The following is a 25,540-nucleotide window of genomic DNA, read 5'->3' as shown; positions in this document are numbered from 1 at the left end:
AAATAATCGAAAGTAATAAAAAACCGCCCTATAAAGGCGGTTCACACGGGCTGGGTGTAAGCAGCGATTTTCTCCTGGATAAAATCCCACACCCTTGCTGATGACTGATCATCCTGGAAATGATGGACTTGGTCCCGTATTTGTTTGCGTTCAGCACTGAACCAATTAGGATTTTCTATAAAAGTTGCCAAAGCATCCTGCAGTCCCTCCTGGGTCGTCACTTTCGGACCAGGTGTCCAGTTCGTGTACGAATCAAGGATGAACCCACGATTCTGCTGATACGAATGAAGATCGACAGGCGTATAGATGATAGGCTTATCCAGAAGCAAATAATCAAAATATATCGAGGAATAGTCCGTTATGAGCATGTCGGCCAGAGGCATGATTTCATACAGATCCATACCATAGCGTGTCAGCATTTCATCAGTAAGGAGATGGACACGTGTCTGCCTTTCGAAATGATTCAGGAACAGCTTCTCCTCCGCTGGATGCAGCTTCACTATCAGCTCCAGGTTTTCTCTCTCCAGGAAATCATGAAACTGATCATTATCGAAGCTCTCCATGCCAAACAAATTATCCCGATTCAAATTCGTATCCGCACGGTCATTATGTGCTACTTGCCGATACGTCGGCATAAAGAAAATCATCCTGCTTTCACTTGGATCGATATCGAATTCTTCTTTCAGGAAATGTGTATCCGGCCGCTGAAGCAGCAAATCATTCCGCGGTGCTCCCGTCAATTGGATATGTTCGGGGTTCAATTTAAAGCAGCGGATCATCAAATCACTGAAGAAATCCGAATAAGAACATACATAATTGATGCTGCCCCAACGGTCTGCCAGCACATGCTTATTCTGTTCATTCTTATCCGCAAACCCCATCGCTTTCAGCGGAAAGCCATGCCAAGTATCGATGATCAGCTGGTTTGGATTGTACAGCTTTTTGTTGTGCTTGATATTCGCTTCGGTAATGATCAGCACATCGGCTGCTTTTACTTTTTCCTGGAACTCTTGCGTTTCCTGCTGCTGAAGCAGTTCTGCATCGAAGGATTCACGTATGGCTTCTGGTATACTTTTTGCCAATGCATATGTGTTCGAACCGCTGCTATTGCGCGCTACCATGACTAGCTTTTTGCGGCCTGCCGCGGATACGGACTGCTCTTCTGGACGGTAAGGCGCCTCCCGCTGCAGCTGATCGATTTTCCATGTGCCAGCTTTATTGACCAACTCCAGCCGGCAATATACTTTCTCGGATCGATCTTGCTCCTTCCAAGTCTGAATCAACAGCAGACGCACCGATGCCCTTGTATAATGGTAGTCTACCGATTCCACTTTGGGATATGCGGCTTGCCTGGTCACATCAGCCTCCACAGGATGAAATTCTTCATTAATATACCGCTGTGTAAAGAAGCTTGCTAAATAATCGACTTCCTCTTCTGTTTGAGCGATCGATTCAGATCCATCGATGGCGCAAGTCAAAATATCATCCAGCACTTTATAATAAAGATATTGCGGATCATGTATGGCTTGCTGCGGGATTTCGGAATAGCTTTCCTCCAGCAATGCTGTTTCCAAGCGATCAACTACCGATTCCATATGATATGGCTCGGCCAGTTCCTGACATGCCTCTGCTGGAGGGAGTTCGTACACGCCTTCCGCAATCCCCCGCAAATCAGCCAATGTCGGCAGCGGCTCGCCGTACCCTTCCTTAACCGGCACGATTCCTCTGGCCAGTGCCTCGATCGTCAAACGATGCGATGCTTCATCGTTTCCTTTGATGATCAATGCTGTCGCTGATTTTACATGCGGCCAAAAGTCCGCCGCCTCATCCTGCCATAGGATCGATTGTCCGATTCCCATGTCTTGCGCCATGGCCTTGATGGCTGCCTTATCAGGTCCATCTCCGATCATCATGAGATCAGCCTTATCCTGGATAGCCTGAAAAGCCGCAAATAATTTCTCATAATGATGATCAAATAAGGATAGCTCCCCGACAGAGACGAAGCACGCCTTCTTTTCTGGCCGGGGAATGACATCCTGCTTTCCCAGCAAAATCGGTTCCCCGATCATATGGAGCCACTGCTCCTGAAATGCATAACGGCGCACTGCTTCCTCCAACTGTTCGTTCATCACCAAATGACGATCACTGAATTTCAGCGCCTCTTCGTAACCATATTCTTCAGGAGCTTCTTGCAGCCAGGAATAAATCCGGGGCATCGGTCCATGCAGCTGCGCCACCGCCGTACGGCATACATAATTCATCAGCGGCGCCCGGACCGCCACAATCACATCCGGCTTGCCATGGTGCCGCAGGCTATTCGTATAGCCTTCGATCAAGGAATCTGGGTTCTCATACTCCAGTCCGCTCTTCTCTCCGTAATAGTGAACCTCAGGCAAAGCCGTCTCCCACTTTGCATCCTCGGATCTGTATGATTGAAACACCCTTACCTGATGACCCCGATCAACCAGCAGTTCGATAGTCTTTTTCAATCTTGTTTCCAAGGTCCCGTTCCCATCGGCATAGATGAGGGTGAAATCGATGATCATGCGAGCATCCCCTTTTCAGACAAATAAAAAAAGTAAACGTAGAATACGTTTACTTTAACTAGTTTACAGCTTGTTGTCCATATTTAGTCTTTATTGCCTTAAGGATCGAAATTAACAATTGCTGTGTCTTGGTGTCCATGACTGGGAACAATTCACCGATGTTCTTCAGTATTTCATTGAAATCGCTTATATACTCCCGTATATATCGGCTTGATAGATCCGTGATCCACCCATTCAGTAAAGACAATGTTTGATGCCTTTCCGCCATATCCGCTTTATTCAGCGCAACACGTATAGGTCCCCAGATATCCCTGAGTAAACAAGATCTAAAATAATAGCCCTTCAGCATCTCCTTTTGTATCAGAGAAGTCGCATCTATACACTCCTCTACCAATCTTCCTACACGTATGGAGCTTTCCAGCGCTTCGATGCTGGATGCTGATTTAGTTATCGAACCTAGCCGCCCCCTGTAATGGTATGTGATGTCAGATAGATTAAAAATATTCTCGGCACGGAGCATGGCTGAAATCGTAAAGATTTGGTCTTCTCCAAAACTGATATCTTCATGGAAGGACATTTCTTTTATCAAAGACTTTCTATATAACTTCCCCCAGCAAAAAATGCTATACATGATAGAAGGATTTTCCTGGATGTTTATGTACCCTTCCCTCTTTAACTCAGGAAAAACCCTTGTCAGTCCTGCTTCTTTAAATGCTCCATCAACCAAGTGGTCAAAAGGAGCCGTGACTAAATCCGCCTCTGCCTTACTTGCAGCATTGTATAGATTCTCCAATGCATCATGCGGCAGCACATCATCCGAATCGGCAAAAAATACATACTCCCCGTTCGCATGTCTCAGGCCCAAATTACGAGAAGCCGAAACCCCTGCATTTTCAGGCTGACGTATCAGCCTGATATTGGATGGGAACCTTTTTCTTTTTCGCTCGGCAAGCTCCCATGAAGCGTCAGTCGAGCAATCATCAACAATCAGTAACTCCACCTCATCGAACATCGTTTGTGCGATGATGGAATCAATCGTCTCTTCTATATAAAGCTCCACATTATACATGGGTACAATGACGGTTATTTGGTAATCCTTCATTTATTTCGCCTCTGCCTGCTGTCTTTCTTGCCGGGATAAGTAGTTACCCGGAAACATCTTATTCGTAATTTTACGGAAGGAAGCAATATCTTTTTCTTCTCCCTTGCTTTGCAAACATTCCATTACCATTTCATATACCTTGAAATGGCTGACGTCCTGTTTGATGGCTTGGAACCCAAATGTCAAGGCAAGATCAATATCGTTGTTGGAAATCGCAAGTTCCATTACATTGACGAAGTCCTTATCATTCAAGCTGGCAGAATCCGAAGCTGCATAGAATTCAGCACTTAATTCTTTATATCCATGTGCGTACAATACGCGGGCAATTATATTATTCAAACTTCCCGACTGAATTGTATCCACGATTTTTTCGAAGCAATCAAATGATTGCATTCTGACCGTCCTGGACAGTAATCGCTCCAGCTCACCCAAATTATTATCCAAGTTCGTCAAGGTTATAAGTGACTTCAACAAACGATGATCTTCCTGAGTAAGGGAAGGCTTCAAATTATCCAGGAAAGTCTTGTCATCCAATTCGATAGATATAATGACTAGATCAAACAAATCAAAATAGCTGTCAGCGAACAGCTGCAGAATGGAGTAATCAGCTATTTTTGTTTTAATTGCATCAAAGTCGCCTTTCCCGATCTGCAGTTTCAATTCCAGGCCGCTTGTTCTTGGTATTCGTTTTCTTTCTAAAAGCAGCTCAACCAGAGAAATCGCCCCTATTTCCAATAATGCCTTTATATATACACGCTCGGAGGTGCGGCTATTCATCAAATTATTATTTTCAATGAATTGGGCAACTTCGGTATCTGTATGGGAGGATAGCAATAACCGAAATAGACGTGTTATCGTTTCCCCGTCATTCTTGTTGAAATTAAGCGCTTTGCTATAATTCTTTACAGCTTTGGTGAGGTCTCCCTCTTCCTCATGGATTTTGCCCAATGTATAGAATGGCAGGTACTCTAAATAATTGACACTGTTAACTACTCCCCACTGTTTGCCCCAGTCAAGGTAAGCCAATTCCTGTTTTGTTTCCCTGTACCTTCCTTGCGAATAGAGAATCAATGCTTTCTGGACCCGAAAATCAATCGCTCCAGACCATAGCTCTATCGCTTCTTCCACGATCTTCAAAGCCTCTTGGTATCTCTTGAGATTCCCTAAACAATAGATCAGTCTTTCCACCGCAAGAGGTACCCAAAGGTATTGGATGGAATCTTTCTTTTGGAATGCTTTTTTATATAAATCGGCAGCTTCTGCAAATTTTTGCTGTGAAAGCACTTCATTTCCTAAGTTGAAATAATCAAATCCAGTATTTTTCCCTTTTAGTTCTGTGTTGATCAAAGGAGTGTTTCGGGAGTTTTTATCTTTTTTCTTGAGCGTACGCTCTAAATAACCGGAGTGGTAAATGGACAGATTCAATGAAGCTATTTTTAATGTCCCATTTGCAATTTTCAGTTGCTCATGCACTTTTCGATAAAAACTTATGGAAGGAGTATTTTTATAGATTCGTATCGTCGGAGTGTGTGTAACACCTTCTCCTAATTCTCCCAAGAAGTTTACTTGCGTCACCATGAAAGCATCTGCTTGATCGTCATCAAAATTTTTCAACTCAGTTATGACATCTTTGAAATTCTCTTCATCCACATACTCATCGGCATCCAGATAAATAATCCATTTCCCGGAAGCTTTTGATTGAGCGAAGTTCCGAGCAGCCGAAAAGTCGTTCACCCATTCAAAATCATATACATGCTCTGTATATGCTGCTGCAATTTCTTTTGTCCGGTCTGCAGAACCGGTATCGATGATGATGATTTCGTCCACCAGTCCCTTAACGGAGTCCAGACATCTATTTAAAACAGTTTCTTCATCTTTTGCAATCATGCACAGAGAAATGAAAGGTTTCATGGTAATCCCCCTATATGAAATAAAAATATCGTATCAAGTAACTTGATACGATATTTTTATAAAGGAGCAAAGAATGCTCCTTTATAGATTGATTATTGTAGCAACTGAAGAACGCCTTGTGGCTGTTGGTTAGCCTGTGCAAGCATGGACTGTGCAGCTTGGGAAAGGATGTTGTTCTTAGTGAATTCCATCATTTCTTTCGCCATGTCTACGTCTCTTACACGGGATTCAGCAGCAGTCAAGTTCTCGGAAGACGTGTTCAAGTTGTTGATTGTGTGTTCCAGGCGGTTTTGGTTCGCACCAAGGTTAGAACGGAAGCTGGACACGCTGTTGATCGCTTCATCGATTGTAGAGATCACACCAGAGATTTCAGATGCAGTTGCAGTGCTGATATCCAGATCTTTTACACCAAGAGTTGTAGCGTCCATAGCTTGAAGTGAAACTGTTAGAAGCTGGCCGCTGTTTGCACCGATTTGGAATGTAACTTCTGATGTAGTACCGTTAAGAAGTTTTTTCGTGTTGAACTCTGTATCAGAAGAGATACGGTCGATTTCTTTTGCCAATTCGTTGAACTCATCTTGCAAAGCTACACGGTCTTCTGAAGCAGTGTTCGTGTCGTTGGAAGACTGAACTGCAAGCTCACGCATGCGCTGTAGGATAGAGTGAGTTTCGTTCAAAGCACCCTCAGCAGTCTGGATTAGGGAAACGCCATCCTGTGCGTTTTTCGCAGCCATGTCTAGACCGCGGATCTGACCACGCATTTTTTCGGAGATAGCCAATCCAGCAGCATCGTCACCAGCACGGTTGATGCGAAGACCAGAAGAAAGTTTTTCTAGTGCGCCTTGTGTAGCAGAGTTGTTAGCACTTAGTTTGTTGTACGTGTTAAGTGCAGAGATATTATGGTTGATTCTCATTTTAAAAATTCCTCCTTGAGTTTAAGTACAGCCCACATCCTTGTGGTTTTCACGGTCCGCAAGCGGTCGGCCGCCCGCTGCTTTCCTGTGCTGTACTATTTATATCGGAGGATATGGCAACATGTTTAGCTTTTTTCTCCATTATTTTTCAAGAAATCGAGTAAATCGACGGATGTGTCTGCTGCAGCGCTGTTTTCCTGCTCAATGGCCAAATAGACTTCCTTTCTATGTATGGCAATATGCCTTGGGGCCTCGATGCCAAGTTTGATTTGTTCACCATCGATACTTAGGATTTTCAATTCTACATCATCACCGATTTTAAGCGATTCGCCGACCTTTCTTGTCAAAACCAGCATTATTCCATCCTCGCTTTCTCAGCTTGCAAGGGTGTACGGGAAGAAAATGCATCAGATAGGATGACTTGCTGTCCCTTCAGTGACTCTCCATTGATGATGATCGGTGCCTGCAGGTTGATCGTGCTATTGGCAAAAGGATCCCGCAGCGTCAAAATGGCTAATACATTCACCTGTTCCGCTTTGGTGATCGCTAATGCTTCTTTGATTGGTTCATCCAAATCAAACGCATAATCTTTATGGAAATGGTAAGGACTAGCCACCACAAAAGCCACGGGAGGCGTTTTTATACTTTGCAAAATCCGGAATACAGGATTCTCCGGAAAATCGATCAATACAAAGCCGGTTTCATCCTGGAATCCTGGCAAACCCTTTTCAAAACGGATAACTTTCTCTTCCTCTACTATCATGCTGCCAAAATATTTCGTTTCGATATTCATGCTTGAATCCCTCATATATTCATCTCGAATCCATTGACTCCATGGAATTTCAAATTCTCAAAGTCTACTTTCAGAGATTGATATTGTGCAATACCAGTATCCACTTGACCTGGCTGATAATCGAATCGCGGATGCTGTGGAGTGTTTCGTATCAGCGGCCGGTTGACTTTCACATCAATCTCCAGCTCAGATGGCTGATAATCGATCTTCACAGCAAAATGCGATGGTATCCATCCAATCGCAAACTCCTTCAAATTTCGTTCTGCGATTCGTTTTGCCTGCGCAACGATCGGATCGCCGCCTTTTTCGATCTCCATCATTTCCTTGCCCTCCTGGACCCGGCGGCTTATGCCTTCAAGCAAGGATTTCCTGCCAAGCTCAGCGAAATCCTCCGTCCGTTTAAAAACCGATTTCAAATCCATATCATTCCAAGCCTGGGTCTGGTCGATGGTCAGCTTGGATGGTGTTGTGTGCATGGTTATTTCAGCTTTTGGCTGGTGGATGGTTTGCTCGGCTCTTGGCTGTTGGATGTTGACTGCTGCATCTGTTGTATGAAGGCTGATTTTAGCTTGCTGCGATTGCAGCTTTACTTGCGGCATCTGCATGGATAGGCTCCTTCCTATACAAAAAGCTCCGCCGATTGGCAGAGCTTTATCTATTTTTATCGTAAGAAGTCCATCAAGGTCGGCTGGATGATTCGTGCACCCGCTGACATAGCAGCTCGGTGGACTGCTTCCTGGGACACGAGATTCATGATGACTTCTTCCATTTCGGCATCTTCATTATTGGACATTAATTCTGTCGCTGATAATTCCTGATCATCCAAACGCGACGATACAAGGTCCAGCCGGTTCATCCTTGCACCTAAATCGGCTCGCTCATTGATAAGGCTATTGATATTTTCATCGATCGTACCGATATAAGCATCCAAATCTTCATCTGGGGTATCAGAACGGAGCGCAGCAGAGAAGCTTTCCAAATCACTGAACAATTTCTCTCCGAATACAGCATCTCCATCCACATTCACTTTTACATCGACGCCCTTGGATAAAGTAAGGCTGACTGCATTCGAATTATTATCCACCGTCACACTTCCATCTTCATTGATCGTCACGGGCGCTGCATCGGTGTTGGTTCCGTTAAAAATATACTTACCATTTACTTGTGTATTGGCTATCGTCGCCAGCTGCTCTTTGAGCTGATCCACTTCTTCTGCAATATTCTCCCGCTGCCCTTCTTCATATGTACCATTGCTGGCTTGGACAGCAAGCTCCCGGATACGCTGCAGGGCACTCGTCGCATTGTTCAAGGCAGAATCAGAGTTATCGATCCAAGTCTGTGCTTCAGATAAATTCCGCTTATACTGCTCGACTTCACGTACCTCGGTCCGATAGCCCATACCTTTTGTGGCAACAACCGGGTCGTCAGAAGGCTTGGTGATTTTCTTACCTGAAGACAGCTGTTCGGAATATTTATTCAGGTCGCTGTAGCTATTGCTCAAGTTACGCAGCATACGGTCGGACATCATACTTTGTGTTATGCGCATCCTTTACTTACCTCCCTACTAATCCCATGTTGTTGATGATCGTATCAAGCATCTCGTCAACCGCTGTCATGCTGCGGGCTGCAGCATTATAGGCGTGCTGGAACTTGATCATGTTCGTCATCTCTTCATCGAGTGACACACTGGAGACGGATTGACGCTGCAGGTCAGCTTGATCCACCAATGAAGTGGAGTTGGCTGCTTGTCTGTTTGCTTCCTGCGCGTTCACCCCTAATGTTCCGATCATGCCTTCATAAAAGCTGCTGATGGAGGTATCGCCTAATTCTTCCAAAGGAGATCGCATTGCTTCGGCCAGTTTCTTCGCGTTGTCACCATTTCCGGAAGTACCGTCCGCACTTGCTGCAATCAGATCCGGGTTCCCCTCGATTTCAGCCGATAGGCTGATGTTAGCGGCAGCGCCGTATACAGAATCACCTGCGTCAAAGAAATCGATGCCGGATAAGCTGCCATCTTTCGTATAGCCTGTCTGCTGGACAGCATTAAGGGCCTTTGCAAAGTTGAATGCCATTTTATCAAGATTCTGCATCATTTCCGGGTATGTACCTTTAATAGCTCCATCTTCCAAATAACCATAGGAATCTATCAGACCTTTAAGTTCACCCTTGGATGTGAATTCCTCTACAGGAATCTCTGTATCTCCAAAAGTGATGCTTTGAACGCCTTCCATGCCGTTTTCATCTTGTCCATATTGCACGGACATTTCCTGATAGGTCTTTGTATCCGGGTCGACCAAAACCGCTTGGGGCGCACCTTCCTCATCAACCAAAGTAATCTTGGCGATACCTTGGGCGGCTGTCGGCGCCATGCCGCCGGATTCCTGGTATTCCACTTTGATGTTGACCATCGAAGACAGCTCATCGATGAGCACATCCCGTTTATCATACAGATCATTCGTCACCATGCCATGCGGTTCCATCTTAGCGATCTGTTTGTTCAATTCATTGATTTGATTCAAATAGGAATTGATGCTTTTGACGGACACATTGTCAATCTGATCTTGCAAGTCGCCTCGGACATTGCTGAGGCTGCTGGAGATATAGTTGAACGTATCTGCAACAGCTTGTCCTTTTTGCAAGGCGACAGAACGAGCACCGGACTCCTCCGGGGTTGCCGATAAATCCTGGAGTGCGCTCCAGAAATCATCCATGACAGCTGACAAGCCTGAATCAGAAGGCTCGTTCATGATGCCTTCCATACGGCTCAATGCTTCTGATTTTGTATTCCAAAAGCTGGCTGTACCAGTTTGCGAACGATATTGCGCATCCAGATAACTGTTGCGGATCCGTTCGATCGATCCTGCCTCGACGCCTGTTCCCTGCTGGCCGACCACTTGCGGACGATTGCGTCCTGCGGCTGGATATGGGGAGATTTGTTCGAAGTTGACACGTTGTCTTGTGTAGCCTTCTGTGTTGGCATTGGCTATGTTATTGCTTGTCGTGTATAGTGCCGTCTGCTGTGCAAATAGCGCAGAGCGGGCGATTTCTAATCCTGCAAATGTCGATCCCATTTATTCATTCCCCTTTTACCGATGGCTTTCCGTAATAGTGTTATGCTTTGGAGTCGAATAGAGCGCGATTCTGCGGCCGCTGCTGATCCTGGTCGGGAGTGCCGTAATTCAATGATTGGATGGAGGGAGCAAGCATATCCAGTGAAATCTGCAAAAATTGCATCGACTGCTCCAGCAGCTGCTGATTGAGTGCTTCCTGCTTTTTTAGCTCCGTCACTGCCTCTGTCAATCCGATCAGCTCTTTTTCAAGCTGACGCACCATCTGCTGATCCGTAATCTGTTCCAAAAGCTCGGTAACAGTGGACGGCACTGGAAGGCCGGCAGAAACTGCCCATGATTCCGTTTGTTTGATCCGAAGCTTTTCGAGCTGGGATACAGCCTGCACATGCTTCTTCTCGGCAAGCAGCTGCTTTTGGAGGCTGTCCATATCATTTGATTTCAAATAATCCGTTTTGAGACGGCTGATTTCCACCAGACTCCGGTGCAATCTATGCAATTTCTCGATCGTTTCGTATAAATCCTGTAAAGCCATGGTTGCTCCTCCTTGGTCTTATGACCAAAAATCCATCATTTTCTTAGCGGTTTTCTCTGCATCGACTTTATATTCGCCATTTTGTACTGCGGCTTTTATCTGTTCCACATGGCTTTTGCGGCTGGCCTGGATTTTGTCGCCTTCCTGGAGGCGCTTCGCCTCCGAGGAGATCTCCAGTTTATCCTGGCGCTGACTTGCTTTCTGCAAATCAGCCTGCTGCTTCAGCTGTTTTGTGTACGGATTGAAACCGGATTGGTTCGGACCTTGAATCTTCATAAGATCTGCACCCCTTTCCAACTTCTTAACACTCTTACAGATAGTATCGGTCAACATCGGGGAAATGTTTAGCGATTTGACTAATTATTTCACAGAGCGATCTGCATTATAATACACGCGCTGCTCTTGTACGCCGGCAACAGTGCGTTTTTCGTCCAATTCACGGGCGATGTCCAGTTCTTTGCGCATTTGATCTTTGCAATCCGCGCAGATTTCACCTTCTGTGATCTGATTGGAACAATTGCGGCAGGAATAGGACAGCATCGGGAATTGGCTTGGCAGCAGCCGTTTTTCACGGACGAATTTGATGATCAATGATTCCGGTACCGTTGTTGCTTCCGTGATTTGCTGGATGGTTGCTTGGCGATTCTCACGTTTGCGCAGATATTGATGGACCATCTGGAAGGAACGTTCTTCCTCTCGATGGCAATTCGGACAAATATCTCGGTAATCTCGTGCGAATACGCTTCCGCAGCGGACGCAATTTGCTAGTTCTAACATAGGCTAACGCCCTCCTCCTAGTATAATAGGTACACTGATTTGTGTCCCGCTTAGTATGATTATAGCATGATAAAGTGATAAAGCCGCTGTTTACACGACATTTGTCATATGGGAAAGTTACCCCCTGATAAGCGTACAGGCAGCCACATAAACGCTGCCATTTTCCTTCATCATTCGAGCAGCATGCCGCAGCGTAGTGCCCGTTGTATAAATATCATCGATCAATACGGCGTATTCCGGCGGCTCTGCCAATAGATAAAAAGGATTATCAGCAGTCAGCCTGTGCAAGCGGCTGCGCTTGGATTGCTTCTCCCCATGCCTCCTGCCCAGCACTTCTTTCTTTTTCGCTCCTGTAAAATCCGCCAGTTCCAAAGCTTGATTGAAGCCTCTCTCGGCCATTCGTTCCGCGCTCAATGGTATGGGCACTGCGACATACTTGGAATCATGGAAATACTGCTGATAGAGTTTCTTGAAGTCTGCTTCGAAAACTTTCCCCAGTACATAATCCCCGCGATACTTCCATCTTGCTATATAATCCTGCATAAATGACTCATACCCATACAACGATACATTCTTCTCAAGTACAGATCGATAGCTGGATTTTTCCCAATACCGGCAATCTGCACAAGTAGCGGAACCTGTCTGCTTCATACAGATGGGGCATCCTGATTCCTTGAGCTGGTGAAAGGACCCGGCGCAGACGGGGCAAAGCAGAGATAAACGCTCAGGCCATAAAAAAGTCGACCAGCTCGGTCTGAAAGTATATGTTTCACCGCAGCCAAAGCAAATCGTCATAAACGCTTTGCCCGTCGATTCATGCCTTGGATGGCTTGTATCGCCTTGTCCATTGCATCACTTCTGCCCTCATGAAAAAAGACGACCTCTCCAGTCGGATCGGCAGGGCTGCGGCCTGCACGGCCAGCAATCTGCACCAGCGCTGCCTCATCGAAGACATCATGGCCGGCATCCAGGATGGCAACATCAACAGAAGGAAATGTAACACCACGTTCCAGGATGGTCGTCGTCAATATAATTGCTGTTTCCCGATTGCGGAATGCCTGTATCTTCTCCTCTCTGTCTTTATCGGCAGCATGTGCGGTGCTGATAAGTGTTTCAGCTTGTTTTTGGGACAGGATTTTTTGTGCAAAGGGGTGCAGTGTCCGCTGCGCTTCTGCCTGCAATGTATCAGCCAGCACAACCGTCGGCAAAAAGACAAGCAGCTGCCTCGACGGATTCCTCCGCTTATGGAGCCACTTTATGAATCCTTTTGGAAAATCACCTTTTTTCAGTTGCTTACGCAAACCAAAGCACATCTTCACTATTGGTACAGGGAGCGGCTGTCCATGGAAACGTAAGGGAACAAACACATGCGGGAGCGTATTGGCAGCAATCTGCCGCCTTTCTTTCAGCCGTGGAGTTGCGGTGAGGAAAATGGAAGCGCATCTTGGTTTCTTGGCTTTTTCTGAGGCGATATGGAGCATCGGGTCCGCATGATAAGGAAAAGCGTCTATTTCATCGATGATAAGCACATCAAAAGCATGATAAAACCGGAGCAGCTGATGCGTGGTCGCAAGGATAAGCTGACCATCGCCTGTCTTGTCCGGACTGCCGCCATGAAGGGCCTGTACGGCCACTTGCGGAAAAGCCTGCTGGAATCGCGGCAGCAATTCCCGAACGACATCCGCCCGCGGTGTCGCAAGGCAAATCCGTTTTCCATTTTCGAGCGCAGAGGCTATGCCCTGGAACAGCATCTCGGTCTTTCCCGCCCCGCAGACAGCATGGACCAGCAGCTTCCCGCTCTGTTTCATCGCTTGCTCGATTGCATCTGCGGCAGCCTGCTGGTGGAGGGTAAGCTCTCCCTCCCAAGCGCATGGCTTTGTATGCCGCGGCCATTCAGGCGCTGTCCCTGCCCATTCATAAAAATATTCACATGCGCTCACTCTTCCCATCTGAATGCAATTCCGGCAATAGAGATGTATACTGCCGCAAATCTGGCAGGAAATCATTTGCAGGAGAGACTGCGCGGCATTGCAGCGATTGCAGTATGAACCGCTTTTTTCTTTGCGGATAGCTGGAATTTGTTTGAAGTGTTCGTTCTGAAGAGCTTTTCGGAGGGTTGTACTTGATAAGGGGATTTCACGCCGTAATAGCCGCTTGCCGGCATACCGTTTTGGGTCAAGCTCCATATATTTGCTCCTTTCTATAAAAAAGGGGGAGAAAAAGTTCCTCCCCTGTCACTCTTTGTACCACGTCAGGCCGATTGCACCCTCTCCCAGATGGGTGCCGATAACCGGACCGAAATAAGAGACTTCCACTTCTGCATTCGGGTATTCGGCCGCCAATTCCTGACGAAGACTTTCAGCTTCTTCCGGTCTATTGGCATGGATGAAGCAGGCTTTCATTTTTGCCCCGCTGGATGCCTGTTCGGCGAATAGTGCTTTGATGCGGCTGATGGCTTTCTTCTTTGTACGGATCTTTTCGAAAGGAACGATGACTTTATTCTCGAAATGGAGAACCGGTTTCACCTGGAGCAAACTGCCGATGAGGGCTTGCGCCCCGTTCAGGCGTCCGCCTCGCTGCAGGTTGGAAAGATCATCCACGATGAAATAAGCATCCATCGTTTCCTTCATTTCATCCAGCCGCTTTAAGATGTCTTCCACGGAAGCACCTTGCTTTGCCATGCGGGCTGCTTCCAGTGCATAGAACCCTTGCGCCATGCAGCTCAGCTCGGAATCGTATGCATGGACATCGATTCCATCGACCATATCATCTGCAGCGATCATGGATTGGTAAGTCCCGCTGATTCCGCTGGACAGATGGACACTGATCACAGCGTCATAGCTTTTGCTCAATTCCTCCAGAAGTCCGATCACTTTCCCGACCACTGGCTGCGATGTTTTCGGCAAAGTTTTCTGCTGCTTGACTTTGGCGTAAAATTCCGCAGCAGTGATATCCACTTCCTCTTCATACGTTGCATCGTCGAAAACGACCTGCAATGGAATCATATGTATGTTAAATGCTTCTCGCTGTTCCGGCGTAAGATATGCTGTACTATCTGTCATCACAGCAATATTCATGCTATCGGTCTCCCTTACAATTTTCTGCCTTCTATTTTCTGCTTTCTATCTTACCCTATGCTTGTTCTTTTTGCATCCGTCAAATAGGAATTTCAATTCAGATCAAGCCAGGAGCAATTGCCAGATGATCAGACGAAACAGCTTTATACTTCCTCTTCTTCGTTAAAAACAAAAAAGTCCGGGCTTCATACCCGGACTTTCAACTCTTATAATACTTCGACCCAGCCGTTGCGGATTGCTGTCACGACTGCTTGTGTACGGTCGTTTACATTCATTTTCTGTAAAATATTGCTGACATGGTTTTTGACTGTCTTTTCACTGATATACAGTGCCTCTGCCACACCGCGGTTGCTCTTGCCATCGGCAAGCAGCTGCAGCACTTCACATTCCCGGCGTGTAAGCAAGTGCAATGGACGGCGGTGCTCACCGATTTTGCTGGAAATGGAGGAGTTGCTTTCCTCTGCAAGGCGACGGTATTCCTTCACAAGATTGTGCGTGACTTTCGGATGCAGATAAGATCCGCCTTCACTGACAACCTTGATGGCATCGATCAAAGAATCTGCATCCATTTCTTTCAGCAAGTAGCCTTGGGCACCTGTTTTCAAAGCATGTGTCACGTAGTTCTCATCATCATGGATGGAGAGGATGATGACGTTGATATCGGGACGATGCTTGATTAAGTCCGCTGTTGCTTGTACACCGTTCGTGGTCGGCATATTGATGTCCATAAGCACGACATCGGGATTATACTTTTCAACCAGATCAAGTGCTTCCGATCCATCATCGCCTTCCGCTACAACCTGGAAAGCAGGTTCGAATTCCAGGATGCGTTTGACGCCCTCTCGAAAAAGCTTATGGTCGTCAATCAATAATATTCCAGTACTCATATGGTTCGCTCCTCCTACAAGTTCTTGTCGTTTTTCATCTGTTGCTGCATTATCTCTTTGTAATAGGCAATTATAAGTGCGTTAACAAATCCCGACTAAATTAATAACATTTTACATGCTTCTAATTATAAGCATAATTACCTGAATACCGCCAGTCTTATCCTTCTGTAAGCGGTACCTTGATCAGGACCCGGGTGCCTTTCCCGATTTCGGAATGGAAAGAAATGGATCCATCCAGCATCTCGACACGTTCCCGCATTCCAATGATCCCAAAGGAATTTTCTTTTTTCACTGTGACGTCGAAGCCCTTGCCATCGTCGACAATGCTGATCACCACCAACTCCTGCATCACTTCCAGGCGGACCTTTATCGAGGTCGGTTCTGCATGCTTGACTGCATTCTGGACCGCTTCCTGGGTAAGGCGGAATAATGCCACTTCATATTTGGGATCCAGCCGCTTTTCGGCTTTCAGTGCCGTAAAGTCGATATGGATATTATTGAATTCCTCGATATTGGCCAAGTACTTCTTGATGGTAGGCAGCAAGCCCAGATCATCCAAGGCCATCGGACGAAGATCGTAGATGATGCGGCGAACTTCATACAGCGAGCTGCGGACCATCTTGCGCATATTTTGGATTTCCAGCAGCGCTTCCTCCGTGCTTCTTTCGCGGAAAGTGCGATCGACCAATTCGGATCTCAGCAGGATATTCGCCAGCATTTGAGCTGGACCATCATGCATCTCCCTGGAGAGCCTGCGTCGTTCTTCCTCTTGCGCTTCGATGATTTTCAAGCCGAATTCCTGTTTTTCTTTGGCATCATGAATCAGCTGGGAAACTTGTTTGAAATCATCATTCAAATAATTCAGGACAACACTGATTTTCCCGACAAGACCTTCCGCACGCTTCATCTTGAGTTCCAATCCTTGCAAACGACGCTGGATCTCATCACGGCGTTCCCGCAGAAGCTTCTCCTTTTCACGGGACATACGAAGCTCGATCTGCAGCTTATGCGTTTGCTCGTACACTTCCCTGATCTCTTCTTCTGAATAGCGATCGAAATCACGGCTTACATCGGACAAGCGCATCTTGGAATAACGGACTTTCTGTTCAAGCTGATCGCCCTCCTTGATCATATCAGCCACTTTCTCCTTCGTGAGCTGCAGGTCGGTAAGGAGCTGCTCGTATTCCATCCGCGACTCTTCCCCTATGTAAAAAATCTCATCCTTGCTGTTCTCGACAGCTTCCACCATCTCGTTGATGATCCGGTCGAGCGCTTTGTCTTCGATTTTCCTGCCCATTTCATTACTCCAATCTTGTATGCTATATCATTCGAATTACCCAACTGCTTTATGGGGTTTACGGGGATACTTTTCTATGTAATCCTTCATATTTCTGCTATCTTTATATAATGAGTGCTCAAGGAGGTAAAATGCAAGATGCTTACAACTTATTTTACCGTAAAAACGGAAGGTTCACACGAAATTGTCATTCAGAAATCCCGTTTTATCGGTCATGTGAAACGCGTCGAAACGGAGGAAGAAGCAATCGCCTTCATCCAGAAAATCAAGAAAGAGCATAAAGACGCCACCCACAATTGCTCCGCCTATATGATCGGTGAACATGACTTGATCCAAAAGGCAAGTGATGATGGAGAACCTAGCGGAACTGCCGGAGTGCCAATCCTGGAAGTGCTGAAAAAAAAGGGCTTAAAGGATACGGCTGTTGTCGTTACTAGGTATTTCGGCGGCATCAAGCTCGGTGCAGGCGGCCTGATTCGCGCGTATTCCGGATCAGCCTCTCAGTCGATCGATGAAATCGGTGTCGTAAAACGACAGCTGATGCAGCTGGCGGAAATCCATATCGATTATACATTGCTCGGAAAAGTCGAAAATGAACTGCGACAATCCGCCTATACACTGCGTACGATTGATTATGCTGATCATGTCGTGCTCCATGTGGCCATGGAATCGGGAAAAGAAGAAGAATTCCGGACCTATGTGACGGATATGACCAATGCACAAGCTGAAATCACCTTTGGCGGTCAAGAATATATAGAAGAAGATGTGTAAAAGTCATTCCGACTTCTGCACATCTTTTTTTTCGACAAATTATTACCCGGGAAATCAATCTCCAGTTCGATGATCCGCTGCCTTCAAACCGCTTAATGCACCTTGATCGGCAATGATGGTCACATTCGGGTGATCCTTGATGATGGAGGCAGGGAATGCTTCTGTTTTATCCCCATATACCAGACGTTCCAATACAGCCGCTTTTTGTTCGCCGGATACAAGCAGAAGCAGTTCCTTGCTTTCCATGATGTTCCGGATCCCCATCGTGATGGCATGTGTCGGGACAGCATCCAAATCCGGAAAGAAACGGGCATTCGCTTTCCTGGTCGTTTCATCCAGTTCCACTACATGCGTCCGGCGCTCGAATGGCGTATATGGTTCATTGAAACCAATATGTCCATTCAGCCCGATACCGATCACTTGCAGGTCAATCCCGCCCGCTCTCTCTATCAGCCGCTCATAAGCAGAGCATGCGGCATCCAAATCAGCCGATTTGCCATTCGGAAGATGCGCATTCCCAGGAGATAAATCGATATGCTGGAATAGATGCTGATCCATATAATAAGCATAGCTGTTTTCATCCTTTGGATCTAGATTCACATATTCATCCAAATTAAAGGTGGTAGCTTCGGCAAAAGAGATGCGTTTTTGTTTATAAGCTTTGATAAGCGCGTCATACATGCCTTCCGGAGTGGATCCGGTCGCAAGTCCAAGTACAGCATCAGGCTTGGCGGAGAGCTTGGTGATGATGCGCTCGGCTGCCATTTCACTGAGCTCGGTGTAATCCTTTGCTTTTTCCATTGTCAGCATGATCATTCCTCCTTCTGGTAAGCAAGATTTCCCCTGCAATAAGTAGCTTGCAATGTCAGCTGGTCATCAAGCAGGACGATATCTGCATCCTTCCCTTTTGTCAGTGATCCTTTCCGATCATATATCTTATACTGTTTGGCGGGATTCTCGGCCGTCATTTTGGCGATATCCAAAACAGATGCATCTGCAAATGCAGCCATGTTGCATACAGCATCTTTCATCTGAAGCATACTGCCGGCCAGCGTCCCATCAGGAAGCAGAGCCTTGCCTTCCTTGACCGTCACAGCTTGGCCGCCCAGATCATACGTACCATCTTCCAACCCTTTTCCGCGTAAGGAATCCGTAATGAGAATCAGCCGTTCCGGACCAACGTTTTGATAAATCAACCGAAGCATTTCGGGTGCGACATGGATGCCATCCGCTATCAGCTCAGATGAAAGCGTGGATAACAAGAACCCGGCTCCGACAGCACCCACGTCTCGATGGTGTATGCCATTCATCTGATTGCATAAATGGGTCAGCTGCCCGATGCCATGTCTTGCAGCCTCCTTCATCTGTTCAAAGGACGCATCTGTATGACCGGCCGATGCCACGATTCGTTCCGAAGCAAGCAGCTCCGTCAATCGGTAGTCTTCATCACATTCCGGAGCCAGGGTCACCACCCTGATATTGCCGCCCGATAACTGCCTCCATTTCCGGAAAAGCTCGACATCAGGCTTTTGAATATGCGACAGCGGCTGCGCTCCGGCTTTTTTCGGATTGACGAAAGGACCTTCCAGGTGGACACCGATAAGTTCAGCTTCGCCTGTTTGAGCCGAAAACAAGTCAACTTGCTCCAAAGCCGCTTCAATCGCGCCCTGACCCTGTGTGATCGTTGTCGCCAGGAAAGCGGTTGTTCCTTCATTCGGCAGCCAAGCAGCGATTGTATGCAGGCTTTCCTGTGTCGCATCCATCGTATCTGCACCAGCAGCACCATGGATATGCCCATCGATAAACCCCGGTAGCGCATAATGATTTTTCCCATCCACTTCTTTCATATACTGCCGGGATGGTTCCCCTTCCCCTATTTCGGCTATTTTCCCATTCGCTATGCCGATATGACCAGTCATCATCTTTTCCGGCAGGCAGATCCGGACATTGCGAAGCAAAACTTCTCCCATGACAAGATTCCTTCTTTCGTAGATTATACCGTTAGCGTAGCACAAGGTATGATCATTGTCTAATCATATAGACAATTTATATACAATCATTTTTCAGCATGGTATACTAAGCGAAATGAAACGATGGAGGAGAACCAGTATGATCGACAAAAACTCGCCGATTCCGCTTTATTACCAGCTGGAGCAGGCGATCCGCGAACACATCGAGACAGGCACTTTAACACCCGGCGAAATGCTGCCGCCCGAACGGCATTATACCGAGTCATTGGGCATCAGCCGAATGACAGTAAGACATGCCATGCAGGCCCTGATTGAGGATGGCCTGCTGGAAAGAAGACGGAATAAAGGTCTTTTTGTGAAAGAGCAGCCATTTCACCAATCCTTGGCGAAATTGACAAGCTTCCGCGAGGATATGCTGGCGCGCGGTCTCACACCATCGAACAAGATATTGGAATGGAAAGAAATCAATTTGAGCAGTTTGGCTGCCGATAAGCTGCAAAAGGAAATCGGCACGAAAGCTATCCGGATCAAACGGCTGCGTTTGGCGGATGAAGAGCCGATTGCAGTGGAGACGATCACTTCCCCGCTGGAAATGACCAAGCACTTGACGGAGACTAAATTAAAGGAGAGCTTCTATAAATATTTGGAAGAGGACATGCAGCTCACGCTCCATCGCGCGGAACAGGAAATAGAAGCTTTATTGGCTGATGAAGAAACAGCCAGCTTACTGAACATATCGCCAGGTGATGCAGTTTTGCGGATTCATCGCTTGTCCTATCTGAAGGATGAACGTCCGTTCGAATATGTAACAAGCACGTATAGAGCAGATAAATACACGTTCACAAGCAGTTTTTACCGCTAAGACAGACAAAAAGAGCAGCGCCGGTTCCCGGTACACTGCTCTTAGTTTTGACTTGTCATTCGATATGATTGCAATTCTTGAATTAGCTTTCTCATCATGGCATCCGTATCGTTGATTTGTTTGTTTTCCGTCTGGGAGATCAGTTTCGCTAAGATGTGTTTATAAATATCCTGCTCTCTCACTATGTCACCTCGTTTGGTAAATCGATACAATACATTATGTACGCAAGCTGAATCACGTGACACATAGTGAACTATACCACATCCATTGCAAAACGATGTCCATTTTTGCCAAAAATAAGAATTTAGACGCATCTATGATCGTTTCCAATAAATGCGGTATAGATTTTTGCCGATAATCACCACTAATAGTCCCACACATGCCCCGATTGTATCGATCATGACATCACCCACATAAGGAGTCCTGCCAGGAGTAAGGCTTTGATGGAATTCATCAAAACACGCGTATAGGATCGAAATCACCAAGGAAATCCGCAGCGACATGCGATATTTCAGACCGAATCCTTTATAAAGCGCCGCGAATGCGAGAATCGCCAGACAGAAATAAACACTGAAATGGGCTGCTTTCCTTATGAAAAATTCCACAACGGAATAAATTCCTACTGCCTGGACACTGACTTCCTGCCCATGATAGGTAAAGTGTATCGGTGATAGGAACGGTTCAAGCGGACTTAAATCGACATGGGAAGCAAGCATCGGCTTGATATCCTGTTCCTGATAAGGAGTGGCAGAAAACAGGAAAATGATGAGGATACAAGCCAATGGCAGCATACCATAAACCCATTTTTTCAAGCTCATCTCCTCCCCTCCCTTTTTCTGGATAAGTCACGATTATACCATAGACGCAGTTATAAAGGCAGTGTATCCGCTGCTTTGCTTTACTAAACCTTTACATGAAACGGCTTTCCCGCTGGATAAATTTTATATATAATAATGCTGACTATAATCCAACCCGCCCGTACATAAAGGAGAATATATGAAACAATTCGCTGTCATATTCGTCATTGCCGGACTTTTGCTGGTAGGTTACGGAGGTTTCGAATGGTACGCTTCTTCCAAAGCGCAGAAAGATTCCCTTTCCGATGCCAAAACGATGCTTCACGAAGCACATGCAGCAGAAAAGCTCACACCTGAGGAAGCAGAAGAGGAAGCCAGCAGCTTCGAGCCTGGACAAGGCGATGTAGTCGGTGTCCTGCATGTACCAAAGCTGGATGCTGATCTCCCGATCGTGGAAGGGACGGATGCAGATGACTTGGAAAAAGGTGTCGGTCATTATAAAGGAACCGCCTATCCACTTCAAAATGATCAGATTGTCTTATCGGGTCACCGCGATACTGTCTTTCGAAATATGGGGGAAGTGAAGGTAGGCGATACTTTCGTCGTGGAAATGCCATATGGTTCCTTCACTTATAAAGTAGAAAATACGAAAATCGTCGATAAGGACGATTTGACGGTCATTGTCCCTACCGCTCCTGATGAAGTGCTGACCGTGACGACATGCTATCCGTTCTCCTATATCGGAGATGCTCCCGAGCGCTTTGTCTGGACAGCTGTACCTGTCGATACAGAAAAAACCGGGCAGCCTTGACTGCTCGGTTTTTTCACTGAGCTCGCTCCCAAATCGATTTACCGATCACCAGCGAAGCTGTGGCTGCCGGGGATGGGGCATTGCACACATGCAAGGAACGTTTGCCGCGGATCAGCTGGAAATCATCCACCAGACTCCCATCACGCTGCAAGGCCTGTGCCCGGACACCTGCCGGGGCTGCTTCCAGATCATCTGCCTCGATATCCGGGATGAGCTCTTGAAGGCTTTTGACAAATCGGCTCTTGAAGAATGACCGTAAGTATTCCGCCGCTCCTTGGCGATAATATTTGCCGGCAAGCTTCCAAAATCCAGGAAAGCGCATCGTGTCAGCTGCATCTCTCAATCCGACATCCGTCTTCCGGTACGCTTCCCGCTTGAAGCCAAGGACAGCATTGGGCCCTGCCTCCACTCCCCCGCCGATCATCCGCGTGAAATGGACGCCAAGGAAAGGGAAGGCTGGATCCGGAACCGGATAAATCAGGTGTTTGACATAGTGTCTCGCTTGCGGTTTAAGCTCATAATACTCCCCGCGGAACGGAACAATCTTCGTATCGGTCAACAGACCCGCAGCCTTTGCGATTCGATCACTATGAAGGCCGGCACAGTTAATCACATATCCCGCTTGAATCGGATCTGTGTTTGTATCGATGACTGCTTTGTTCAGCCTCTCCTCTATCTTTACCACTTCACACCCAAGCTTGATTATACCGCCCTTTGATCGTATCCTTTCTGCCAGTACCCGGCATACTTGCTTATAATTGACGATACCGGCCTGAGGAACACGGATGGCAGCCAGTCCGTTCGCATAGGGTTCGATTTGCTGCAGCTGCCTTGCATCGATTTTCTCGATTGCCAGACCATTTGCCATCCCTCTGCGATAAAGCTGATCCAATTGCTTCAGCTCTTCTTCTTTGGTTGCGACAATCACTTTTCCGCATTGCTCCACGTCTATGCCTGCTTCCCGGCAGAAGGCAAGCATGCTTTCGTTCCCTTGCTTTGCAAATGCAGCCTTGAAGCTGCCAGGTTTATAATAGATACCGGAATGAATGACGCCGCTGTTGTGACCTGTCTGATGCAAGGCCAGCTCCGGCTCTTTCTCCAGAATGATTATCCTTTTATCGGATGCGTCTTGCAAAATGGCGTATGCGGTGGCCAAACCAACGATGCCGCCGCCAACAATAACTATGTCATACATCTGTATCGCCCCTTTTTCAGCTGTCAGGGGTCAGCTTCTTCTCGACATTCCGCAGATGAATCAAACACTGCAGACGCGCGAGCTCTGCTTCCCCTGCTTGGATGGCTTCAAAGATTTTCTCATGTTCCTCATAGATGATCCGCCTATTTCGGATAAGATCCTGTTTCTCTTCAAAAGACAAAGCCAATGCTTTCTTATAAACCGTGTCCAAATTGGCAAAGGTTTGGATCATGACCGGATTATGCGTCGCTTTCATGACTGCAAGATGGAAAGCAAAATCCGCATCCCGCCCTTTATGGGACCCAGCATCATCGGCATCCTTCAATAAATCAAGCGCCGAACGCATCTCATCCAATTCTTTTTCCGTCTTGCGCTCTGCTGCCAGCATGGCTGCTTCCGGCTCCAGGATCTTCCTCATTTCAAAAAGATAACGGAAACTGGCAAGGTTCGATTCATCCACCATCACTTGGTGAAAGAATTCACCATGAAACGCCTGCTCCACGTATGTGCCGCCGCCTTGTTTCGATGTGACGGCCCCCTGCGCCTTCAATTCGCTCAACGCTTCCCGGATCGAAGCACGGCTGACGCCATACTTTTCACATAGCTTCTTCTCCGTCGGTAGCTTCTGTCCTGGTTTGATATCCCCCTCTACGATTTGTTCCAATATCTCGGCAGCAATCCGATGCGCCACTTTCTCCTTTTTCACGACTTATTCTTCTTCTCCTTTTTGTCTGACAAGTACCAACCTATAAAAATTACAAAAGGCAATTCTTCTGGATGGGAGTTAATTCATTGAACGTTGATATAACTAGCTTTTTATGAGTCTCTCATTATTTTATCATTCCAATTTCATTCGGCAAGGTTTTTTTGCCTTACAAATTTATCTTGCCAACTCCCGTCTTTTGCGTTTACAATCACATTAGCGAAGGGGGTACGTGTATGGAAAACGAAAACAAATCGTTGGCGCCCGCCAGTCCTACTCCTCCGAAAACCTTCGGCCAGAAACTCCGTAATGTCGGACCTGGCTTCGTCACCGCAGCAACGGGCGTCGGAACAGGCGATCTCATCGCCGCCCTGGTAGCCGGATCAGGATTTGGCATGATGCTCGGCTGGGCAATCATATTAGGTTCCATCATCAAATATTTCCTCACCGAGGGAGTCGGCAGATGGCATCTCGCTACTGGCAAGACCATCCTGCAAGGCTGGCATTCCTTGGGTAAATGGGCAACCGGTTATTTCGGCGCCTACGCAATCATCTGGGGCATCCTCTATGGTGCGGCAGCAGGATCCACGAGCGCATTGATGATGCGGTCGATGTTTCCGATCATGCCGCTTTGGGCATGGGCTATCATTCATCTTCTCGCAGGATTTGCCTTGATCTGGACAGGTAAATACATGCTGTTCGAGAGAGTGATGCTCGTCTTCATCGGCATCATGTTCGTCACTGTGGTAGGAACCGCAGTCATTTTGCTTCCTGATATCGGAAACATCATTCAGGGCATCGTCATACCGAAGATGGATCCCGGGAGCTTCTTGCTCGTCATGGGTCTGATAGGCGGAGTCGGGGGTACAATCACGATGGCTTCCTACGGCTACTGGCTGCAGGAGAAGAAATGGAAAGGGAAGGCTTGGATCGCGATGATGCGCGTCGATAACAGCGTCGCCTATATCATGACCGCCATCTTCACCTTATCCTTGATGGTCATCGGTGCCGAGTTCCTGCACAGCTCCAATATCCAGATCGAGGGGGAAGAAGGCTTGATCACACTGTCTGGCATGCTCGGGGAAGAGTTCAATGGAATCGTTTCCTGGATGTTCATGCTTGGTGCATGGTCGGCTGCTTTTTCTTCTCTGCTTGGCGTGTGGAATGGTGTTCCGTATTTGTTTGCAGATTTCATCCGTACCATCCGAAAAAAAGGGCAGGCAGATGTCAAACCTGTTTCCGAGAAGGATCCTGCCTATCGTTTTTATCTTTTTTGGCTTACCTTCCCGCCGATGCTTTTATTGTTTTTCGGCAAACCAGTAGGACTCGTCCTGCTTCAAGGAGCGCTGGGTGCGTTGCTCATGCCGTTCCTCGCCATAACACTCATATGGCTGCTCAACTCGAAGCGCGTCGAACCGGATTACAGGAATGGCTGGATCACAAATGGCGTTTTGGGAATCAGTATTTTGTTATTCGGTGCATTGATGGTCAACGAATTAATCAATTTATTCTGATCTACCGGGG

General features: G+C 46.9%; 26 protein-coding genes. 4 read left to right on the top strand and 22 right to left on the bottom strand.

Annotated features, from left to right (window positions below; translation table 11 throughout):
* Positions 1 to 41 precede the first annotated feature (41 nt).
* The 17 genes from MHI54_RS12995 to MHI54_RS12915 form a co-directional block, all read right to left on the bottom strand.
* Positions 42 to 2,546 carry a CDP-glycerol glycerophosphotransferase family protein gene (locus tag MHI54_RS12995; protein ID WP_340081731.1) on the bottom strand — a complete coding sequence of 835 codons (2,505 nt, stop codon included), beginning with the start codon at positions 2,544 to 2,546 and terminating at the stop codon, positions 42 to 44.
* A gap of 58 nt (positions 2,547 to 2,604) precedes the next feature.
* Complete coding sequence (locus tag MHI54_RS12990; RefSeq protein WP_340081728.1) at positions 2,605 to 3,648, bottom strand: glycosyltransferase family 2 protein; 1,044 nt, start codon at positions 3,646 to 3,648, stop codon at positions 2,605 to 2,607.
* Positions 3,649 to 5,559, bottom strand: coding sequence for a glycosyltransferase (locus MHI54_RS12985; protein WP_340081725.1), 1,911 nt, complete (start codon positions 5,557 to 5,559; stop codon positions 3,649 to 3,651). It lies immediately after the preceding gene.
* Positions 5,560 to 5,651: 92 nt separating this feature from the next.
* Complete coding sequence (locus MHI54_RS12980; RefSeq protein WP_095217209.1) at positions 5,652 to 6,473, bottom strand: flagellin; 822 nt, start codon at positions 6,471 to 6,473, stop codon at positions 5,652 to 5,654.
* Positions 6,474 to 6,598: 125 nt separating this feature from the next.
* Entirely contained in the window at positions 6,599 to 6,829 is a 231-nt protein-coding gene (csrA, locus tag MHI54_RS12975; protein WP_095217210.1) for a carbon storage regulator CsrA, read from the bottom strand.
* Positions 6,829 to 7,266: a flagellar assembly protein FliW gene (gene fliW / locus MHI54_RS12970; protein WP_095217211.1), complete on the bottom strand. Its 438-nt coding sequence runs from the start codon at positions 7,264 to 7,266 to the stop codon at positions 6,829 to 6,831. Before fliW ends, csrA begins: the two co-directional genes overlap by 1 nt.
* A gap of 11 nt (positions 7,267 to 7,277) precedes the next feature.
* Positions 7,278 to 7,871 carry a DUF6470 family protein gene (locus MHI54_RS12965; RefSeq protein ID WP_340081722.1) on the bottom strand — a complete coding sequence of 198 codons (594 nt, stop codon included), beginning with the start codon at positions 7,869 to 7,871 and terminating at the stop codon, positions 7,278 to 7,280.
* Positions 7,872 to 7,927: 56 nt separating this feature from the next.
* The gene (gene flgL, locus MHI54_RS12960; protein ID WP_095217213.1) at positions 7,928 to 8,812 is read right to left on the bottom strand and encodes a flagellar hook-associated protein FlgL; all 885 of its coding nucleotides are present in this window, start codon (positions 8,810 to 8,812) and stop codon (positions 7,928 to 7,930) included.
* 7 nt (positions 8,813 to 8,819) lie between these two features.
* Entirely contained in the window at positions 8,820 to 10,337 is a 1,518-nt protein-coding gene (gene flgK / locus MHI54_RS12955) for a flagellar hook-associated protein FlgK (protein WP_095217214.1), read from the bottom strand.
* 40 nt (positions 10,338 to 10,377) lie between these two features.
* The gene (locus tag MHI54_RS12950) at positions 10,378 to 10,869 is read right to left on the bottom strand and encodes a flagellar protein FlgN (RefSeq protein ID WP_340081719.1); all 492 of its coding nucleotides are present in this window, start codon (positions 10,867 to 10,869) and stop codon (positions 10,378 to 10,380) included.
* 18 nt (positions 10,870 to 10,887) lie between these two features.
* Complete coding sequence (gene flgM, locus MHI54_RS12945; protein ID WP_095217216.1) at positions 10,888 to 11,145, bottom strand: flagellar biosynthesis anti-sigma factor FlgM; 258 nt, start codon at positions 11,143 to 11,145, stop codon at positions 10,888 to 10,890.
* Between the two features lie 84 nt (positions 11,146 to 11,229).
* Positions 11,230 to 11,646: a TIGR03826 family flagellar region protein gene (locus MHI54_RS12940; RefSeq protein WP_095217217.1), complete on the bottom strand. Its 417-nt coding sequence runs from the start codon at positions 11,644 to 11,646 to the stop codon at positions 11,230 to 11,232.
* Between the two features lie 117 nt (positions 11,647 to 11,763).
* Positions 11,764 to 12,297, bottom strand: coding sequence for a ComF family protein (locus MHI54_RS12935; protein WP_095217218.1), 534 nt, complete (start codon positions 12,295 to 12,297; stop codon positions 11,764 to 11,766).
* Between the two features lie 140 nt (positions 12,298 to 12,437).
* Positions 12,438 to 13,595 carry a DEAD/DEAH box helicase gene (locus MHI54_RS12930; protein ID WP_340081712.1) on the bottom strand — a complete coding sequence of 386 codons (1,158 nt, stop codon included), beginning with the start codon at positions 13,593 to 13,595 and terminating at the stop codon, positions 12,438 to 12,440.
* A 285-nt stretch (positions 13,596 to 13,880) separates the two neighbouring features.
* On the bottom strand, positions 13,881 to 14,723 hold the full coding sequence (locus tag MHI54_RS12925) for a DegV family protein (protein ID WP_095217220.1): 843 nt from the start codon (positions 14,721 to 14,723) through the stop codon (positions 13,881 to 13,883).
* Between the two features lie 206 nt (positions 14,724 to 14,929).
* Positions 14,930 to 15,610, bottom strand: a complete 681-nt coding sequence (locus tag MHI54_RS12920; RefSeq protein WP_093725495.1) for a response regulator transcription factor — start codon at positions 15,608 to 15,610, stop codon at positions 14,930 to 14,932.
* A 157-nt stretch (positions 15,611 to 15,767) separates the two neighbouring features.
* Positions 15,768 to 16,907 (bottom strand): sensor histidine kinase, encoded by a 1,140-nt coding sequence (locus tag MHI54_RS12915; protein ID WP_095217221.1) that lies wholly within the window; start codon positions 16,905 to 16,907, stop codon positions 15,768 to 15,770.
* 138 nt (positions 16,908 to 17,045) lie between these two features.
* On the opposite strand from MHI54_RS12915, the gene MHI54_RS12910 reads away from it, so the two are divergent.
* Positions 17,046 to 17,678: a YigZ family protein gene (locus MHI54_RS12910; RefSeq protein WP_095217222.1), complete on the top strand. Its 633-nt coding sequence runs from the start codon at positions 17,046 to 17,048 to the stop codon at positions 17,676 to 17,678.
* A gap of 54 nt (positions 17,679 to 17,732) precedes the next feature.
* On the opposite strand, the gene nagB is transcribed toward MHI54_RS12910, so the two are convergent.
* Together nagB and nagA are read right to left on the bottom strand one after the other, a co-directional pair.
* A complete protein-coding gene (nagB, locus tag MHI54_RS12905) occupies positions 17,733 to 18,485 on the bottom strand; it encodes a glucosamine-6-phosphate deaminase (RefSeq protein ID WP_340082949.1) in 753 nt (250 codons plus the stop codon).
* 5 nt (positions 18,486 to 18,490) lie between these two features.
* The gene (gene nagA / locus MHI54_RS12900) at positions 18,491 to 19,648 is read right to left on the bottom strand and encodes an N-acetylglucosamine-6-phosphate deacetylase (protein WP_340081705.1); all 1,158 of its coding nucleotides are present in this window, start codon (positions 19,646 to 19,648) and stop codon (positions 18,491 to 18,493) included.
* 139 nt (positions 19,649 to 19,787) lie between these two features.
* On the opposite strand from nagA, the gene MHI54_RS12895 reads away from it, so the two are divergent.
* Positions 19,788 to 20,510 carry a GntR family transcriptional regulator gene (locus MHI54_RS12895; RefSeq protein WP_340081703.1) on the top strand — a complete coding sequence of 241 codons (723 nt, stop codon included), beginning with the start codon at positions 19,788 to 19,790 and terminating at the stop codon, positions 20,508 to 20,510.
* A 314-nt stretch (positions 20,511 to 20,824) separates the two neighbouring features.
* Here the strand turns inward: MHI54_RS12895 and MHI54_RS12890 are convergent, their stop codons facing one another.
* Positions 20,825 to 21,328 (bottom strand): VanZ family protein, encoded by a 504-nt coding sequence (locus tag MHI54_RS12890; protein WP_233135180.1) that lies wholly within the window; start codon positions 21,326 to 21,328, stop codon positions 20,825 to 20,827.
* A 178-nt stretch (positions 21,329 to 21,506) separates the two neighbouring features.
* Between MHI54_RS12890 and MHI54_RS12885 the strand changes: the two genes are divergently transcribed.
* On the top strand, positions 21,507 to 22,118 hold the full coding sequence (locus tag MHI54_RS12885; protein WP_095217226.1) for a class D sortase: 612 nt from the start codon (positions 21,507 to 21,509) through the stop codon (positions 22,116 to 22,118).
* Between the two features lie 13 nt (positions 22,119 to 22,131).
* On the opposite strand, the gene lhgO is transcribed toward MHI54_RS12885, so the two are convergent.
* Positions 22,132 to 23,313, bottom strand: coding sequence for an L-2-hydroxyglutarate oxidase (gene lhgO / locus MHI54_RS12880; RefSeq protein WP_340081700.1), 1,182 nt, complete (start codon positions 23,311 to 23,313; stop codon positions 22,132 to 22,134).
* Between the two features lie 16 nt (positions 23,314 to 23,329).
* Entirely contained in the window at positions 23,330 to 24,019 is a 690-nt protein-coding gene (locus MHI54_RS12875; protein ID WP_095216723.1) for a FadR/GntR family transcriptional regulator, read from the bottom strand.
* 233 nt (positions 24,020 to 24,252) lie between these two features.
* Between MHI54_RS12875 and MHI54_RS12870 the strand changes: the two genes are divergently transcribed.
* Positions 24,253 to 25,530, top strand: coding sequence for an Nramp family divalent metal transporter (locus MHI54_RS12870; protein ID WP_095216722.1), 1,278 nt, complete (start codon positions 24,253 to 24,255; stop codon positions 25,528 to 25,530).
* The last annotated feature ends 10 nt before the right edge of the window (positions 25,531 to 25,540 follow it).

Origin of the sequence: Terribacillus sp. FSL K6-0262, assembly GCF_037977385.1 — a bacterium.
In the GTDB taxonomy this organism is placed as follows: Bacteria; Bacillota; Bacilli; order Bacillales; family Amphibacillaceae; genus Terribacillus.
The sequence above is the reverse complement of the archived record's forward strand: the minus strand, read 5'-3'. Positions and strand labels throughout refer to the sequence as shown.

Excerpts from the sequence above, each read along its gene's own strand:
- MHI54_RS12930 (WP_340081712.1), bottom strand. The coding sequence starts at position 13,595 with ATGGGAAGAGTGAGCGCATGTGAATATTTTTATGAATGGGCAGGGACA.
- flgL (WP_095217213.1), bottom strand. The coding sequence starts at position 8,812 with ATGCGCATAACACAAAGTATGATGTCCGACCGTATGCTGCGTAACTTG.
- MHI54_RS12990 (WP_340081728.1), bottom strand. The coding sequence starts at position 3,648 with ATGAAGGATTACCAAATAACCGTCATTGTACCCATGTATAATGTGGAG.
- MHI54_RS12870 (WP_095216722.1), top strand. The coding sequence starts at position 24,253 with ATGGAAAACGAAAACAAATCGTTGGCGCCCGCCAGTCCTACTCCTCCG.
- MHI54_RS12915 (WP_095217221.1), bottom strand. The coding sequence starts at position 16,907 with ATGGGCAGGAAAATCGAAGACAAAGCGCTCGACCGGATCATCAACGAG.
- MHI54_RS12940 (WP_095217217.1), bottom strand. The coding sequence starts at position 11,646 with ATGTTAGAACTAGCAAATTGCGTCCGCTGCGGAAGCGTATTCGCACGA.
- MHI54_RS12950 (WP_340081719.1), bottom strand. The coding sequence starts at position 10,869 with ATGGCTTTACAGGATTTATACGAAACGATCGAGAAATTGCATAGATTG.
- nagA (WP_340081705.1), bottom strand. The coding sequence starts at position 19,648 with ATGGGAGAAGTTTTGCTTCGCAATGTCCGGATCTGCCTGCCGGAAAAG.
- csrA (WP_095217210.1), bottom strand. The coding sequence starts at position 6,829 with ATGCTGGTTTTGACAAGAAAGGTCGGCGAATCGCTTAAAATCGGTGAT.
- MHI54_RS12965 (WP_340081722.1), bottom strand. The coding sequence starts at position 7,871 with ATGCAGATGCCGCAAGTAAAGCTGCAATCGCAGCAAGCTAAAATCAGC.
- flgM (WP_095217216.1), bottom strand. The coding sequence starts at position 11,145 with ATGAAGATTCAAGGTCCGAACCAATCCGGTTTCAATCCGTACACAAAA.
- MHI54_RS12895 (WP_340081703.1), top strand. The coding sequence starts at position 19,788 with ATGATCGACAAAAACTCGCCGATTCCGCTTTATTACCAGCTGGAGCAG.
- fliW (WP_095217211.1), bottom strand. The coding sequence starts at position 7,266 with ATGAATATCGAAACGAAATATTTTGGCAGCATGATAGTAGAGGAAGAG.
- flgK (WP_095217214.1), bottom strand. The coding sequence starts at position 10,337 with ATGGGATCGACATTTGCAGGATTAGAAATCGCCCGCTCTGCGCTATTT.
- MHI54_RS12995 (WP_340081731.1), bottom strand. The coding sequence starts at position 2,546 with ATGATCATCGATTTCACCCTCATCTATGCCGATGGGAACGGGACCTTG.
- MHI54_RS12920 (WP_093725495.1), bottom strand. The coding sequence starts at position 15,610 with ATGAGTACTGGAATATTATTGATTGACGACCATAAGCTTTTTCGAGAG.
- MHI54_RS12935 (WP_095217218.1), bottom strand. The coding sequence starts at position 12,297 with ATGAAGCAGACAGGTTCCGCTACTTGTGCAGATTGCCGGTATTGGGAA.
- MHI54_RS12890 (WP_233135180.1), bottom strand. The coding sequence starts at position 21,328 with ATGAGCTTGAAAAAATGGGTTTATGGTATGCTGCCATTGGCTTGTATC.
- MHI54_RS12985 (WP_340081725.1), bottom strand. The coding sequence starts at position 5,559 with ATGAAACCTTTCATTTCTCTGTGCATGATTGCAAAAGATGAAGAAACT.
- MHI54_RS12980 (WP_095217209.1), bottom strand. The coding sequence starts at position 6,473 with ATGAGAATCAACCATAATATCTCTGCACTTAACACGTACAACAAACTA.
- MHI54_RS12925 (WP_095217220.1), bottom strand. The coding sequence starts at position 14,723 with ATGAATATTGCTGTGATGACAGATAGTACAGCATATCTTACGCCGGAA.
- lhgO (WP_340081700.1), bottom strand. The coding sequence starts at position 23,313 with ATGTATGACATAGTTATTGTTGGCGGCGGCATCGTTGGTTTGGCCACC.
- MHI54_RS12885 (WP_095217226.1), top strand. The coding sequence starts at position 21,507 with ATGAAACAATTCGCTGTCATATTCGTCATTGCCGGACTTTTGCTGGTA.
- MHI54_RS12910 (WP_095217222.1), top strand. The coding sequence starts at position 17,046 with ATGCTTACAACTTATTTTACCGTAAAAACGGAAGGTTCACACGAAATT.